Here is a 14,279-nt window from a genome sequence, read left to right as displayed (position 1 = left end):
AACGCCTAGTAAATGATTTGAGAGAACATAGTTTTATTATCACCGTTTTAAGAGAACATACCTTTAAGACAACCTTACATAAATAACCATCACATCATAACCACATCAAACTGTTCTGCAGCATAAGTACTTTCAGCCTGAAAACGGATACTCTTATTTAAGAATGACTCAAGCTCGGCAACACTGCTTGACTCTTCATCCATAATGCGTGAAACCACCTCTTCTGCCGCAATCACTCGGTATTTACTGGCATCAAACGAACGCGCCATACGGGTTATTTCTCTAAATATTTCAAAAGCCACGGTTTCTGCTGTTTTAACTGTGCCACGACCACTGCATACAGGACAAGGTTCACATAATGTGCGCTCCAGGCTTTCTCGTGTGCGTTTACGGGTCATTTCAACCAAACCTAAATTAGAGATATTACTGATTGAGGTTTTTACTCGATCTTTACTTAACTCTTTTTCTAAAGCCGATAAAACGTGCTGCTGGTGTTCTGGGTCTTCCATATCAATGAAATCTAGAATGATAATTCCTCCTAAATTTCTTAAACGTAATTGACGAGCAATGGCTTGGGTGGCTTCTAGATTGGTTCGGTAGATAGTCTCTTCCAAATTTTTATGCCCAACAAAGGCCCCTGTATTCACATCAATCGTAGTCATCGCTTCGGTTTGATCAATAATCAGGTATCCGCCCGATTTTAAATTTACTCTTTTGTGTAACGCGGTTTGAATCTCTTCTTCAATATTATATAAGTCAAAAATGGGACGTTCACCTTGATAGAGACCAAGCCGATCATTTAATTCAATGACATACATCTCAACAAAGCCCTTCATTTTCTTTAGCGTTTCAGTGGAATCTACACGAATTTTTTCAATTCGATCAATCGGAATATCACGCATAATTCTTAGGTAGAGCGGAAGATCTTCATAAATCAACACGGGCTTTCTTGCAGCACGAGCACGTTCCTGAACACCATTCCATAAACGTTGCAAATAAAGCATGTCAGCGCGCATCTCATGAAAATCGACCCCTTCAGCAACGGTTCTAACAATCACTCCACCTTCTGAGGCCTTATATTCGGGGATAGTTTTTACCATCTCTCTGAGTCTGTCGCGTTCTTCAGCGTCATCAATTTTTTGCGATACACCCAAGGTTTTTTCAACTGGCATAAAAACCAACATTCTTGAAGGAATCGTCACCTGCATGGTGATGCGAGCGCCCTTTGTACCAAGCGGGTCTTTTAACACCTGCACCATGATTTTTTGGCCACAATGAAGTAGCTTTGCAATATCTTCGCACTCTTCATCTTCATGGCCAATCGCTTTATGACACACATCCGAAACATGTAAAAAAGCGGCACGTTCTAAACCTATATTAATAAAGGCGGCCTGCATTCCTGGCAAAACTCGGTCAACTTTTCCTATATAGATATTACCCACCAACCCACGCTTATTGGCACGTTCTACCCAAACCTCTTGTAAAACACCGTTTTCAACCCAAGCAACACGGGTTTCATTTGGGGTAACATTCACTAATACTTTTTCTTCATTGTGCATTGATTAATGCCTTTATTCTTTGAATTTAACGTTGATTCATTTTTAGTTTGAGTAATAACTAGATTGTGTTAACAACTCATCCAACTCAAATAAGGGCAAACCCATTACGCCAGAATACGAGCCTTCAATCTCAACAATAAACTTTGCCGCCAAGCCTTGAACTGCGTAACTTCCAGCTTTATCTTGGGGTTCGCCACTTGCAATATACTCTTTAATCTCGTTTTCGTTTAACGGCTTAAAACGCACTTGTGTGGTGTTCACCGCTGAAAAAACCTCACCATCAAAAACCACCGATACGGCAGATAAAACCTGATGCGTTTTTCCCGACAACAAAGCAAGCATCCGATAAGAATCGGCTTGGCTCTTTGGTTTACCTAATACTTTGCCATCAATCAGTACTGCTGTATCACCACCAATAACCCAAACAGCCTTACCAGCAACCTTATTAAAACCCGCCAAAGCCTTCTCAATGGCGATACGTCTCACATAAGATTCAGGATTCTCATGTGGTAAAGCCACCTCTTCTACTGGCGCATTGACCACCTCAAAGGGTAACCCTACTTGCTGTAAGAGCTCTTGTCGTCTTGGTGAGTTTGACGATAAATAAAGCGGTTTATTTTTAAATTGTTGTGTCATAATTCCAAAGGTAGATTAGTGTTTTATTCGAGTTTTTTAATCTTGCCATTCTAACGCCTAAACAACGATTTTTGTTGGCTTTAGAGCGCTTTGGTTAAAATTGAATTAACATAGAAAGCAAAACGCCCACTTCACCCCCTTTTTTACAAGAAATTAATAAAGAGAAAAGAAAAGTATGGACTTTATTCTGAGCGACCATTCACCCCAAAAACTAGAAGCTACTTTTGACAGCCTCTATCTCTACGACCACCCTCTTTACTCATTAATGGCTGAAAAAACAGAAATGAAGTGGTTGCTTGTTGTACCTAAACAAACGTTAAATGCCAGTGAAAATTTAAACTATATTCAAGCGCTTTACGGTGCTATCTACCAACTCATCGCTTTTATTCAAGAAAACAACATCGCGCAGCATTTTAATATTGCCAAAATTGGTAATAAAAACCCTAACCAACATATTCATTTGATTTTTAGAGAAGAAAACGATGAGGTTTGGCCAGATGCCGTTTGGTGTCACGAGCCATTAAAAGCCTCATTAGAAACACCTGAAAAGCTTAGAGAAGCCTTAAAAGGTTTTTACCAGGCCTGGTAAAAACGTCCAGTTGCAGTGTTCTTATTGTGTTTGTAAGGCCTGAGCAAACACTTGCGCTATATGCATTGAGGTGTGTTGCCCCAAATCGGCTAGTTGATGACGACAACTTGTGCCTGTGGCAACAATTAAATCTTCAAGCCTAGCTTGTTCTAAAGTGGGTAATAACACCTGATTAGCAATCGTTTTAGACACTTCATAATGTTTATAACCAAAATCGCCAGACATACCGCAACAACCCGATGGAATCATATTAACTACCAGGCCTGGTATCAATTCTAAAGCGGTTTTTGAATCCATCGGTTTGGCTAAAGCCTTTTGATGACAATGCACATGCAACCATACGGTTTTGTTTAGAGCGTTGAATTCAGGCAAAACACCTAATTCATTCAGTCTTAACATCAATTCCTCAAAAGAGAGAATGTTCTGCAAGCCTTGTTTTTTAGCTTGAGAAACTGACCAGGCCTGGTTACTTGCAAAATGCGCGTTACTAAGTAAGTCTTTGGCCTCATCACGCCAAACCAGCAGTTCTGATGGCTCAATCCCCACAATCAAATCTCCCTGCTGATAGGCTTCAAGGTCAAAAATCGTATCAATTAAGGCTTTCTTTGCTTGTTTTAATAATCCTTTACTGATTAACATTCTGGGTGACTGTTCCAAAAACAGCGGCTTTACGTTTAAGCCAAGCTTATGAAGCGATTCTAAAACGACTTGCCCCACTCGCGGTTCTTGATATTGACTAAACAGATCGCATAAAACCCAAATAGTTTGATTATTAACGTGTTTTGAAGGCACATTTTTAGTGCCAAACTGAAACCACCAGGCCTGGAGATTTGATTTAAACGCCTTAGGCAAGGTTCTATTTTTATCGACCCCCATCAAACCTTTCACAACCGATAACGATTGCAACCAGTTATAAGTCGCGGGCCAGTTTTGCGCTTGTTTTAAAATAGCACCATAATGCGCTACGAGCCAATTAGAGAGCGAAGCCGATGAACCATTCGTTTGATACAACACTTCAGATTTAAGACGCGCCATATCCACATTTGCAGGACACTCGGTTTTGCAAGCTTTACAACCCAAACACATCTCCAGCGCATCTTGTAATTCAGCATCGCTCAAAGCTTTTTGTGGATTCGGCTCTGTCAAAGCAAAACGCAGTAAATTGCTTCGCCCCCTGGTTGAGTAATTTTCTTCACGTGTTGCTTGGTAAGAAGGACACATCACTCCACGCCCTGCAGACTTTCTGCAAGCACCTGCACCATTACACTTCTCTACCGCATCCATCAAAGACAAATCATTGGACCAATCAAACTTCGTATCAATGAGTTGCTGAGGTTGCCTGTCGGCGCGCAAGTTTTCGGTAATAGGCATATCGCCAATAATCACGCCTGGGTTTAATAAATTATAAGGGTCAAACGCTCGCTTTAGCTCCATTAAATAGGCATAAACCTGCTCGCCAACTTGTTCTTTAATAAATGGCGCACGAATTCGTCCATCACCGTGTTCGCCCGAAATAGCCCCTCGGTATTTTTTAACCAACTTTGAATTGCGCTCTGCAATGGTTGTAAAAAGATGTTTACCCTCTTCTGTTGCCAAATCCAACTCTGGACGAATATGAATCAAACCAACAGAAGCATGACCATAATAGACACAACCCACTTGCAACTCAGCCATTAAAGCCTGAACATCGGTAAAATAGCTAAACAAATCCTTCACAGGAACAGCCGCATCTTCAATCACCGCCACCGCTTTTTTACGCGTGACTTTGCCCATTAACATGCCCAAGCCCGCTTTACGCACCTCCCACACCTTTGCCGCATCTTGTGCATTAATAATGGGGGCAGCATACGCTTGGTTTTCAATTAACCAGGCCTGGTAAGTTAACATTTGATGATTTAAATCCGCTTCATTTTCCGCAAACCATTCACAAACCAATACCGCTTCTGGTTCACCGTCAATCCAAAAACGGTTTTGTTGCTGCTGAATATTGGCTTTAGTTCCGTCTAAAGTCGCCTTATCAATTAACTCAATGGCCGCTGGTTCAAATTCAAGCAAGCCTTCAACCACTCGCATTGCCGACTCAATCGAATCAAAATGTGCACAGAGCAATTGCCTGAATTTAGGCTGAGGCACTAAGTTTAACGTAGCAGTTTTCACGACCGCCAAAGTCCCTTCACTTCCGCAAATAAGTGGGGCTAAGTTAAAAGGTTTTCCATTCGGGTTAAAAGGATGATGATGACGATACAGCTCGTCTAAGGCATAGCCCGTATTACGACGTTTTATAGAAGGATGCGGAAAGTGCTCTAAGATTTGTTTACCATGACTTTTCAGCAAACGAATCACCGTACGATAAAGATTACCTTCAAAATTTGTTTGATTCAGTTTGTCATGAAGTTGTTCTGCCGTTAGTGGTTCAAAACACACTTCTGAACCATCCGCCAAAATCACCTCTAATGATTTAACATGTTCACGGGTGGTACCGTAATAAACCGAGTATGAACCACAAGAGTTATTACCAATCATCCCCCCAATCATGGCACGATTAGAGGTCGAAGTATCAGGAGCAAACTTCAAACCGTCCGCTTTTACAAAGTCATTCAAATCATCCTGAATTACACCAGGTTCAACGGTAATCTCATGTACATCAGGCTGATAATCAATAATATTGGTTAAATGCTTAGAAACATCAATCACCACCCCAGAACCAATCGCCTGCCCACCTAAAGAAGTGCCTCCAGCGCGCATTGTTAATGGTTTATTAATACAGAGATTATTACCAACAACTATAGCTAACTCTCGAGTTGTTTTAGGCTTACTGAGCTGTTGTGGCGATATCTCAAAAACAGAAGCATCATTAAGTCTATAATTCATAAAGTTCACTTAAAGCATTTCTATGAGACATGAGAACTTTCTTTAAATTCAATTAATTTGTTTTTTTCTATTACTGCAAACACAAATAGTAAAGTTAAAAACAACCAATAATGAGCACTATAACTGCTATATTCTAACGGGCTCTCTGGCATAAAAGACATAAAGGTTGCGACTGAAAAAACAATTCCAGCAATGAAGATTGGTTTACTCTCAGGTTCACTAGAACGCATACCTAACCAAAAGAACCTTAGAATATATATAAAAAACGACAATAAAATTAGAACTGGGAATATGCCGTATTGAATCCAAGTCATTAAAAATTGATTATGAACCTGACTATACTTAAGTCCTTCACTAGACCTACTAAAGCGACTATTCAACACATAAGCACTTTGAGACTTAAAATTTTCTTTAAAACCATCTGCACCATATCCTAGCCAAGGCCTTTCTTGAATTAGATTCCAACTAGTCTCATACATCACAAATCGAGCACCTAAACTTGAATACGGATTATCTCCATTTATATAGCCAACAATATCATTAACAGCGGCCATATAACGTTTTTCAAAAACACTTTTAACTGGTTCAGAACTAGTTATTAAAAATAATACAATCAAGGGTAAAGAAATAATATTCAATTTAAACCATTTAGAAGAAGAACTCTTTAAAATTAAAAATAAATAATACCCTCCCCAACCAATAATAGCTTCTGGCCAACCAATCCAAGCAGTTCGACTTTGTGAAAGAATTACTATTAAAAGATTACTAATAACCAGTAGCACCCATAAAATTAGTAACAAAGGGTGTTTTTTGTATGCCCAAACAAACCCACCAAGCATTAATATAAGTAAACCGTTACCATAAACACCAAACTTTATTGGATGCCCATAAGCACCACCAAATCTTGTTGCATTAAAAACGGCATCTAAGCCATGAGCCTTTAACTCCATCCCTAACCAAATAGCCATAAACATACTAGCAACGATTAAAAAGTACCAAAAATAATCAATGCTTGGATTCAGGTTTAAAATCGTCAAGCCAAGTACAATAAAGCCTAAAATCAAAAACACTATTTGCAATTTTTGGACTGTAACTTCACCAAAAGAAAAATGATAAAAACTTATTAAAAAAATACTTAACCAATATGATGTGAGTAGTAGCAGCCAAATATTAAAAGACCTATCTAATACCTCATGTTTTTTTTGCTTCCAAAAAACATACCCTCCCAAAAAAAACATTAAGATTAATATCTGCTCAAAATTGTAAGGAATAACACCTCTTAGGCTATAACCAGCAAATAACATAATCACAAGAATAAACGTCAACCATCGCAAGACAAGCAGGTGAGTTTCTTTTAATTTCGGTTTATCTAGATTCACAGAACACACCAGAATTTAATAAATTTAAAGCAGGGCAAATCTTGTTGTTAAAGCTATTTTCAAATGTCTTAATATTTGGGTGTAATAAGACAGAAAAAACATAATAAAATAACAGTAGATTTCTTTCATTTTGGTTAATTAATAAATTTAAAACGTTCATAACAGAAGATTGAAACCCTTCCTTATCTTTAGAAAGGTAAAACGCTAAATCCCAAACCCTAATTCCATAGCAAATATATTGGAAATCAATCAATTTTAGATTCCCATCACCATCTTCCATCATATTAGATTTTTTAAAATCACCATGAACAAAGCCCCACAAAGAAGGATCTTCTATATTTAACTTTTGATGCAGACTATGGACTTTGTCCTCAATAGAGGACAAATCATCGATGAATTGGGGCAAAAACTTCTTTCTTTCCATAAAAAAAGTATCTATAAAAGTTTTCGATTCACCTGTTTTTAATTGAACCACTAAATTTAATAAAAGATCTCTTATACGGCTACCAGCTTTTAAAGGCATCAATTCATCAGTTCCAAAGGTTGTATTTATAAATTCATTTGCTCCAGCTGTCTTTTTATACAAGTTAAACATACTATTTAGTTTTATACGTTTAACAGAGGTTAATTTTTCTGTAACAAGAAATTCAATACTCGTTTCGGGTATCCTTCCCGATGTTAAATATTGAGGAGCAAAAACGTCTTGTAAATTAATGGATTCTTGATGCCACTTTAAAAAAAGTATTTCTCTAGTAATTAAATCTTTGGATGCCACTTTTCCAACCCATAAAGTTTTATGAGTATATTCATCCTTCATTAAGATAAATCCAAAATTATTAGCACCTCCTAAAAAACGATATTCGGACACGATTTTTATTGATGGCATAACAACAGTCTGAGAGCTTTGTTGAATGGTTGCAATAATCTGGTTTAAAGAATATTTACTTTCTAACTCAAGTTTAGAAATGTGTTCTTTATTACGCCATCGATAATAAAATCTAACTAATCTGTTCAGCATAAGATTAACTTAATCAATATCATTTACGATTTCTTCTATCATTTTAGCGTTCATATTAATCGCTTTTTCTATAAACAAATCTATGGCTAATAACTCTGCTTTAGAGAAAGAATTCCATTCATTAAACTCCAAGCTTTCAAGCTTATCTGAAGAAATAACTCGATGGGTATCCCCAAAAACTTCTTTTAGAAGAAAACTAATTTTAGGAGTATTCGACTCTAATGCAACAAACGGTATCCGGTTTTTTAGACACATTGTTACAGTATGATATCGTCCAGTAACAATAAGTCGATATGTTGCTAATTGCGCTTCAAAATCACTTGGATTTAGACTACGCTTTTTTTCATTTACTGCCCATTTAAATATTTCTATCAAAAAGCGTCTCGGTCTTTTCCAAAAAGAATAATTAGATGGTCTTGCCACAATCATTGAACAATAATCTGCTTGGTTCTTCTTACTAAATTCTTTCAACTTAGGAACATCTGTTTGCATAACTGAGTCCACAACTAAAAGCTCTTTACTTGGCTGATAATTTGAATTAGGTTTTAAAGCAAACGTCATATCAGGTACATATTGACTTTCAATTTGTTTAGTCTGTAACGTTTCAAAACTTGAACGATCACGAACATAAATTCGGTTAAACCTTTTTATATATTCATACAAAGAATCTTCGTTAGCATATAAAGTGGTATTAATCAAAAATGCAGGTAAATGTAGGACGTTATGCGCATAATCAGCAAACTCTGCTAATGCTTGAGCCTGCCATCGCCTTGGACCATGATGAATGGTTCCTTCCCCGTTGACGATAACCGCATCCACTTTAGGCATAGCGAATAACATTTCTTTATGTGTACGCCAATCAACGCTTACTGGCCAAGTCCATAAAACTTCTACCCCTTGCTGCTTGAGTAAGGTTTCTAAATTTTTCATAACCATCAAACAGCCATAATGGCTAGTTGGACGAGTATTGTTGATTATTGCGACTCTCAAACTTTTTCTCACATTCATAATTTAAGGCTTGATAATGCTTAATTGATTAGCAGGCAAACAGTTTTTAATAAAAACAGCTTCTTTAGCACCATCATGTGGGTTGACATAAACATCCATTCCAAAGAATAACTTGATGCGTTCAATTAAACTATATCGCTTATGCCAACTGGCATTTTGAAAAAAATCAAATCCATATAAAGTTAAAGTACCATCATCCAAAGATCGTCTCAATAGATCAACTACCATACAACCTGTAGATGGTCTAGATCCCAATTTTTCATATAATTCTTTCCACCACTCTATGGGATAATAATAGAGTAAACTCGCAACTTCAGAGTCCATGACATCTCTACTCTTAGGAGACATCCAGACAACGTTTGGGTAAAGTTTGACTATTTCAGAAATTTCTTTTTTATGGCCTGAAACGCAAAGGATATCTAACTTGACACCTACACTTTTCTTCATCTCTTCAGGCAAGTTCCAAGCGCCATTCATTCTAATAACGACATCATGATTATCTACATCATATTTTTTACCGATAACACTTCTAGAATTACCTACAAGTGCAACTCGCTTACCTCTAATTATTTCCTGAATATTTTCAAGGTGTTTCATGATGCTTTATTTCCTAATATCTTTGAATTCAAGTCTTTTAAATCAGTCACAATAACACCCACTTCAGAACAAAGTTTAGCCATCTTATTAGAATAGCTATCCTTGTTAACATCCAACATATAAATGCCATTTTTTAATCCCGCATAATTCGCCATCAAAAGAGTAGTGGAAAGATCTCCTATTATTTTGGAATGCTCTAGAAAGGGTAATAAAAGCTCAAAACTCATGTAACTTGGTATTAACCACACACCTTTTTCTTGAACATTAAGTAAATCGGCTTTACCTGCTGCAGGATGATATTTCACCCCTACGAACAACCCGTTTTTCTTCAATACATCGATTAGATTTAATAGCGATTTGTTGTAGCCTGGATACTTGGAAAATAAGAAATGGTTTGGAAGGGTTATTAATACATCTAATTGATTCAATCTTTCTGTATCAAACTTCTCAATCGAAAACGCCTTATAAGATAAATTTTTTAAATCTTTAAAAAACTCATTATTAGGCAAAATATTGACTACTTTTTTTTGCTTTAAAAGAAGATTTACATTGTTTGGATACATAACCCAAGCCTCATCAATCCATTTGCTAGCACCAACCGTTATAGGTGAATCATACCAAAGGCCGTAAATCAGTTTTTTAAAAGAGGCGTCTAAATATCGTTCTCTAAAACTTTGTGAAGCTTTTCGCCCCAAATAAGAAAAGACACCGTCATCCATGAAACAACCGACACAGGAAGCATCTTTTTGCTTTGCTTCCTTTATAAACCATTGACCCAAAACACTTCTGTCGTTACCGATCCAAACCCTTTTAACATCGTTATTTTTTATGAAATCACTTACCCAGTTAAACTGCTTACTTCGGTTACGATTTTTTTTTAAACCACCTAACTCTCTACCTTCCAATTTAGTTTGAGAGATAAATGGCGTGTTCTCTGCTGTTAAGTAATTCCAGAGTTGCATTGGCCTGTTAGTGTATTGATCTATTAGAACTAAGTGGCTATCTCGTTTGTTTTCAAATCGCTTAGCGAGCATAAACGCCCAAAAGAAATGTAATGTTGAAGATACTAAATACACATCAATTTGTTTAGCCATTGATTAACTCCAACGCTTCATCAAAACTACCTTTCACTCTCACATCTAATTTTTGCATTATTTTCAGAAACCTAACTTCAAATTGAGAGTCTTTATTTAATACCGCAATATTATTTACATCTGGACGTAACCATTTTGCGGTTAACAAAGAAGTGCCTACATCACCAATCACAAAACTCTTCGACTTTAACAATGGTAGAACAAATTCAAAGGCAAGTGCAGAAGGAATCAATTTAACACCATAACGCTCTTTAAAGTTATATGGATCTTCACTTTCTGTACGTGGATGATACTTTATTGAAACACTCAAATTATGGTTATTTAAGTTGGCTAAAAAATGTTCTATTTTGGCAAGATAGCCTGGCATTTTTTCAATATTATTGGGGTGTGGAATTAAAATAAAAACATCTGATTCATCTTCAGTTAGTAACAAACCAAAAGCTTTACAAATAGTTTGACTAAAACCTTTAATTTGATCTATTACAAACCATTCAGTCACAATCTGATGGCACTCTTTTTGTTGGATAGCCTCAATAGCGTTTTCTGGCGAAAACAACCAGGCCTTGTAAATCCAATTAGATGAGCCAACTGTTTTGGGCTCTTGCCACCAAAACCCGTAACTCAGTTTCTTTAAAATACTATTAATAGAATCTTTGAACCATCTATAAGGCCTACCAGCATAGGAATACAACCCATCATCTAAATACCAGCCTTCTACGCCACCCCTGTCATCAGTTCTCAAATGCATTAAATACTGAAATTCAACTCTTCTATCACTTCCTACCGCAATGGCATTTGCAGGAAATTCCTTAGCAAGTTTTGCTAGAGTTTTAAAATTAGCTTTTCGTTCTACAACTTTTTGGAAACCTCTAGCACTACCCGATGTTAATAATACCTGTTCAAAAGGTGAGTCTTTCCATTCATTTAAGATCTTAAAGTAAATATTGTCTTGAATATTTTTTTGGTCAATTAAAACGATTCTAGCGTTTTGACTATCTGCATGGGCAAGCGCATGAGCCACCGAAACCAGTATATTCAATGGTGTAGAGGGTAGATAAAGTACTTTAGGGTTTTGTTCTTGTAGCGTAGTCATATTACTCTTTTTCCAAAGCGTTTAAGACATCAGCTACACTCAAGCCTTTTAATGACTCTAACTCCTGCTCTTTACTTGAAAACTTTTTGATATAGTCAGGTGCACATGGAGACTCTAGTCGGGTCACTTTTGCCCCATCCGCTCCGACTAATTTAGGGTCGGTTACTCGGTACAAAACAACCATAGGTACTTCTAAAGCGGCCGCTACATGAGAAAGACCAGTATCGACAGACACCACTGCCTGAGCGTTTTTAAGGGTTTTGGCCATATCATTAAGAGACAACATTTCACTAGGTACCCAAACATTTGTTGGTTCTGCAGTTCCCGCGATTCGTAAAGCACGCTCATGCTCTTCTTGATTTCCCCAAGGCAAAATTACCTTTTTCCCAAGTACATTGGCTTCTTGTAAAACTTCAATCCAATAGTCTTCTGGCCAATATTTGGTTTCCCAAGTAGTGCCGTGTAAAAAGACCCAATAATCATCTTCCGCAAATTGCTCAGTGACCAAATGGGGTTTTGACCAGGCCTGGGTATTTAATCCGTATACAATTGGTGCATTGTCTGGCAAAGCATAATTTAGGCTTTGGGCAATCAATTGGCGTAACCGTAAAATGGCATGTTGCTCTTTAGCAACAGGGTATTTATATCGATAAAACAGAGTGGCTAAAGGTTCACGAGCACTTTGCCAGTCGTAACCTGCCGTTTTTGCGTTAATTTTTCTGGCTACCCAGGTACTTTTTAAAAGTCCTTGAGCGTCTATAACTAAATCGTATTGTGTTTGATTTATCTCTTCAAAAAACGCTTTAATCTCTTGGCGGGTCTGTTTTTTCAGCAAGGTTTTACGCCATTTACGCAATTCAATAGGATAAACCTTATCGACTACTGGATGCCATTTAGGGATTTCTGCAAACGATTTTTCAACCACCCAATCTATTACCAGGCCTGGCAAGTTTTGTTGGGCATCCGATAAAGCAGGGAATGTGTGAAACACATCGCCCATGGATGACATTTTTATGAGCAGAATTCGCATACAGTTTTGTTTTATACCTAAACTATTCTTTACTATTTTGTAAAATTTAACGTAGTTGGATTTTCTGTTAACCAAGTTAAATATTTTTTAACACCTTGGGCAACGGTATGAAAAGACTCATCATACCCTGCTTCTCTTAACGCAGTATTGTCGGCCTGAGTAAAACTTTGATACGCCCCTTTTAGATGCTCTGGAAAAGGTATGTACTCAATTTCACCTTTGCCATGAAAATCAATTACCGCATCGGCAATATTTTTAAAGGGTTCAGCAGCGGCTGGCCCCAAATTAAAAATACCCGATTTTTCTGGGTGTTGCATAAACCAAAGATTCACCTTAACCACATCTTCAATATAAACAAAATCACGGGTTTGCATACCTGCACCATAACCATCGTATTCACCAAATAATTTAAGTTTTTCGCCCGCTAATATCTGGTTATGCAATTTAAAAGCCACACTGGCCATATCGCCTTTATGCTGTTCACGCGGACCATACACATTAAAGTATCTAAAGCCGACAATTTGGCTTTGTGCGGTTGGTAGGATTTGGCGAATATATTGGTCAAACTGAAACTTTGAGTAACCGTAAACGTTCAACGGTTTTTCATAGACTCGGTCTTCAATAAAATCAGGCCCATCACCATAAACTGAAGCTGATGAAGCGTAAAAAAATGGAATTTTCCAGTTTAAACAATAATTCAGAACATCTTTAGAGTATTCATAGTTATTGTCCATCATAAATTTGCCATCCCACTCGGTGGTGGCAGAACAAGCTCCCTCGTGAAATACTGCTTCAATATCGGGCAGGCCTTGTTCGGCAAAAATACGCTGTTGAAAATCTTCTTTATCGAGGTAATCGGCAATATCACAATCGGCAATATTGATAAACTTTTTACCGTTTTTTAGATTATCAACCACAATAATATCAGTACGCCCTTGTGCATTTAACGCCTTAACGATATTGCTGCCAATAAACCCTGCGCCACCTGTAACAACAATCATTTTTTAACCCATTAACTTAGAAATAATAAAACCGCCCCAAACTAAGATGGCGATAAAAAAAGATAAAAACACCGCTGCCGAACCTTGGTCTTTGGCGCGACCTGATAATTTATGATAATCCTCACCAATACGATCCACAACCGACTCTACTGCGGAGTTTAAAAGTTCAACCACCAACACAATAAGTAAAACCGCAATTAAAATTACGGTTTCGGATGCGGTATCTCCTATCCAAAACGCTAGGGGGGTCATTAATGCAAAAAGTATTACTTCTTGCTTAAAAGCCGCCTCATGTTTCCAGGTCAATTTAAAGCCTTTCCATGAATAACCCGCCGCATGTAGAACTCGATTTAAACCAGTGTGTGGTGACTTCATTGATTATCCTTTTTGAATAAAAAAAGAGA

At 37.4% G+C, this 14,279-nt stretch carries 13 protein-coding genes; 1 reads left to right on the top strand and 12 read right to left on the bottom strand.

Annotation, left to right across the window (positions count from 1 at the left end):
- Positions 1-89: 89 nt before the first annotated feature.
- Together rng and A379_RS10190 are read right to left on the bottom strand one after the other, a co-directional pair.
- Positions 90-1,559, bottom strand: coding sequence for a ribonuclease G (gene rng / locus A379_RS10195; protein ID WP_040727907.1), 1,470 nt, complete (start codon positions 1,557-1,559; stop codon positions 90-92).
- Positions 1,560-1,601: 42 nt separating this feature from the next.
- A complete protein-coding gene (locus A379_RS10190; RefSeq protein WP_040727905.1) occupies positions 1,602-2,195 on the bottom strand; it encodes a nucleoside triphosphate pyrophosphatase in 594 nt (197 codons plus the stop codon).
- A gap of 175 nt (positions 2,196-2,370) precedes the next feature.
- On the opposite strand from A379_RS10190, the gene A379_RS10185 reads away from it, so the two are divergent.
- Positions 2,371-2,784, top strand: a complete 414-nt coding sequence (locus A379_RS10185) for a hypothetical protein (RefSeq protein ID WP_040727902.1) — start codon at positions 2,371-2,373, stop codon at positions 2,782-2,784.
- A gap of 21 nt (positions 2,785-2,805) precedes the next feature.
- Here A379_RS10185 and A379_RS10180 read toward each other — a convergent pair whose 3' ends face one another.
- From A379_RS10180 to A379_RS10135, 10 genes are read right to left on the bottom strand one after another with little or no spacing between them, the layout of a single operon-like run.
- On the bottom strand, positions 2,806-5,655 hold the full coding sequence (locus A379_RS10180; RefSeq protein WP_040727900.1) for an FAD-binding and (Fe-S)-binding domain-containing protein: 2,850 nt from the start codon (positions 5,653-5,655) through the stop codon (positions 2,806-2,808).
- Between the two features lie 20 nt (positions 5,656-5,675).
- The gene (locus tag A379_RS10175) at positions 5,676-7,034 is read right to left on the bottom strand and encodes an O-antigen ligase (RefSeq protein ID WP_040727898.1); all 1,359 of its coding nucleotides are present in this window, start codon (positions 7,032-7,034) and stop codon (positions 5,676-5,678) included.
- On the bottom strand, positions 7,021-8,052 hold the full coding sequence (locus A379_RS10170) for a phosphotransferase family protein (protein WP_040727897.1): 1,032 nt from the start codon (positions 8,050-8,052) through the stop codon (positions 7,021-7,023). The genes A379_RS10175 and A379_RS10170 overlap by 14 nt, the downstream gene beginning before the upstream one ends.
- A gap of 9 nt (positions 8,053-8,061) precedes the next feature.
- Complete coding sequence (locus A379_RS10165) at positions 8,062-9,060, bottom strand: polysaccharide pyruvyl transferase family protein (RefSeq protein ID WP_081696392.1); 999 nt, start codon at positions 9,058-9,060, stop codon at positions 8,062-8,064.
- Positions 9,061-9,063: 3 nt separating this feature from the next.
- A complete protein-coding gene (locus A379_RS10160; protein ID WP_040727894.1) occupies positions 9,064-9,657 on the bottom strand; it encodes a hypothetical protein in 594 nt (197 codons plus the stop codon).
- A complete protein-coding gene (locus A379_RS10155; RefSeq protein WP_051145161.1) occupies positions 9,654-10,751 on the bottom strand; it encodes a hypothetical protein in 1,098 nt (365 codons plus the stop codon). The genes A379_RS10160 and A379_RS10155 overlap by 4 nt, the downstream gene beginning before the upstream one ends.
- Positions 10,744-11,844: a polysialyltransferase family glycosyltransferase gene (locus tag A379_RS10150; protein WP_051145160.1), complete on the bottom strand. Its 1,101-nt coding sequence runs from the start codon at positions 11,842-11,844 to the stop codon at positions 10,744-10,746. Before A379_RS10150 ends, A379_RS10155 begins: the two co-directional genes overlap by 8 nt.
- A 1-nt stretch (position 11,845) precedes the next feature.
- Positions 11,846-12,874 (bottom strand): lipopolysaccharide heptosyltransferase I, encoded by a 1,029-nt coding sequence (waaC, locus tag A379_RS10145; RefSeq protein ID WP_040727892.1) that lies wholly within the window; start codon positions 12,872-12,874, stop codon positions 11,846-11,848.
- Between the two features lie 32 nt (positions 12,875-12,906).
- Positions 12,907-13,875, bottom strand: a complete 969-nt coding sequence (gene rfaD, locus A379_RS10140) for an ADP-glyceromanno-heptose 6-epimerase (protein ID WP_040727890.1) — start codon at positions 13,873-13,875, stop codon at positions 12,907-12,909.
- Between the two features lie 3 nt (positions 13,876-13,878).
- A complete protein-coding gene (locus A379_RS10135; RefSeq protein ID WP_040727889.1) occupies positions 13,879-14,250 on the bottom strand; it encodes a diacylglycerol kinase in 372 nt (123 codons plus the stop codon).
- Between the last annotated feature and the right edge of the window lie 29 nt (positions 14,251-14,279).

It is taken from the genome of Thiomicrorhabdus sp. Kp2, from assembly GCF_000478585.1.
Lineage (GTDB): Bacteria > Pseudomonadota > Gammaproteobacteria > Thiomicrospirales > Thiomicrospiraceae > Thiomicrorhabdus.
The sequence above is the reverse complement of the archived record's forward strand: the minus strand, read 5'-3'. Positions and strand labels throughout refer to the sequence as shown.

What these genes read in the sequence shown, in the direction of transcription:
- A379_RS10170 (WP_040727897.1), bottom strand. Translation starts at nt 8,052, where the DNA reads ATGCTGAACAGATTAGTTAGATTTTATTATCGATGGCGTAATAAAGAA.
- A379_RS10190 (WP_040727905.1), bottom strand. Translation starts at nt 2,195, where the DNA reads ATGACACAACAATTTAAAAATAAACCGCTTTATTTATCGTCAAACTCA.
- A379_RS10165 (WP_081696392.1), bottom strand. Translation starts at nt 9,060, where the DNA reads ATGAATGTGAGAAAAAGTTTGAGAGTCGCAATAATCAACAATACTCGT.
- A379_RS10160 (WP_040727894.1), bottom strand. Translation starts at nt 9,657, where the DNA reads ATGAAACACCTTGAAAATATTCAGGAAATAATTAGAGGTAAGCGAGTT.
- A379_RS10185 (WP_040727902.1), top strand. Translation starts at nt 2,371, where the DNA reads ATGGACTTTATTCTGAGCGACCATTCACCCCAAAAACTAGAAGCTACT.
- A379_RS10135 (WP_040727889.1), bottom strand. Translation starts at nt 14,250, where the DNA reads ATGAAGTCACCACACACTGGTTTAAATCGAGTTCTACATGCGGCGGGT.
- A379_RS10180 (WP_040727900.1), bottom strand. Translation starts at nt 5,655, where the DNA reads ATGAATTATAGACTTAATGATGCTTCTGTTTTTGAGATATCGCCACAA.
- A379_RS10155 (WP_051145161.1), bottom strand. Translation starts at nt 10,751, where the DNA reads ATGGCTAAACAAATTGATGTGTATTTAGTATCTTCAACATTACATTTC.
- rfaD (WP_040727890.1), bottom strand. Translation starts at nt 13,875, where the DNA reads ATGATTGTTGTTACAGGTGGCGCAGGGTTTATTGGCAGCAATATCGTT.
- A379_RS10150 (WP_051145160.1), bottom strand. Translation starts at nt 11,844, where the DNA reads ATGACTACGCTACAAGAACAAAACCCTAAAGTACTTTATCTACCCTCT.
- rng (WP_040727907.1), bottom strand. Translation starts at nt 1,559, where the DNA reads ATGCACAATGAAGAAAAAGTATTAGTGAATGTTACCCCAAATGAAACC.
- waaC (WP_040727892.1), bottom strand. Translation starts at nt 12,874, where the DNA reads ATGCGAATTCTGCTCATAAAAATGTCATCCATGGGCGATGTGTTTCAC.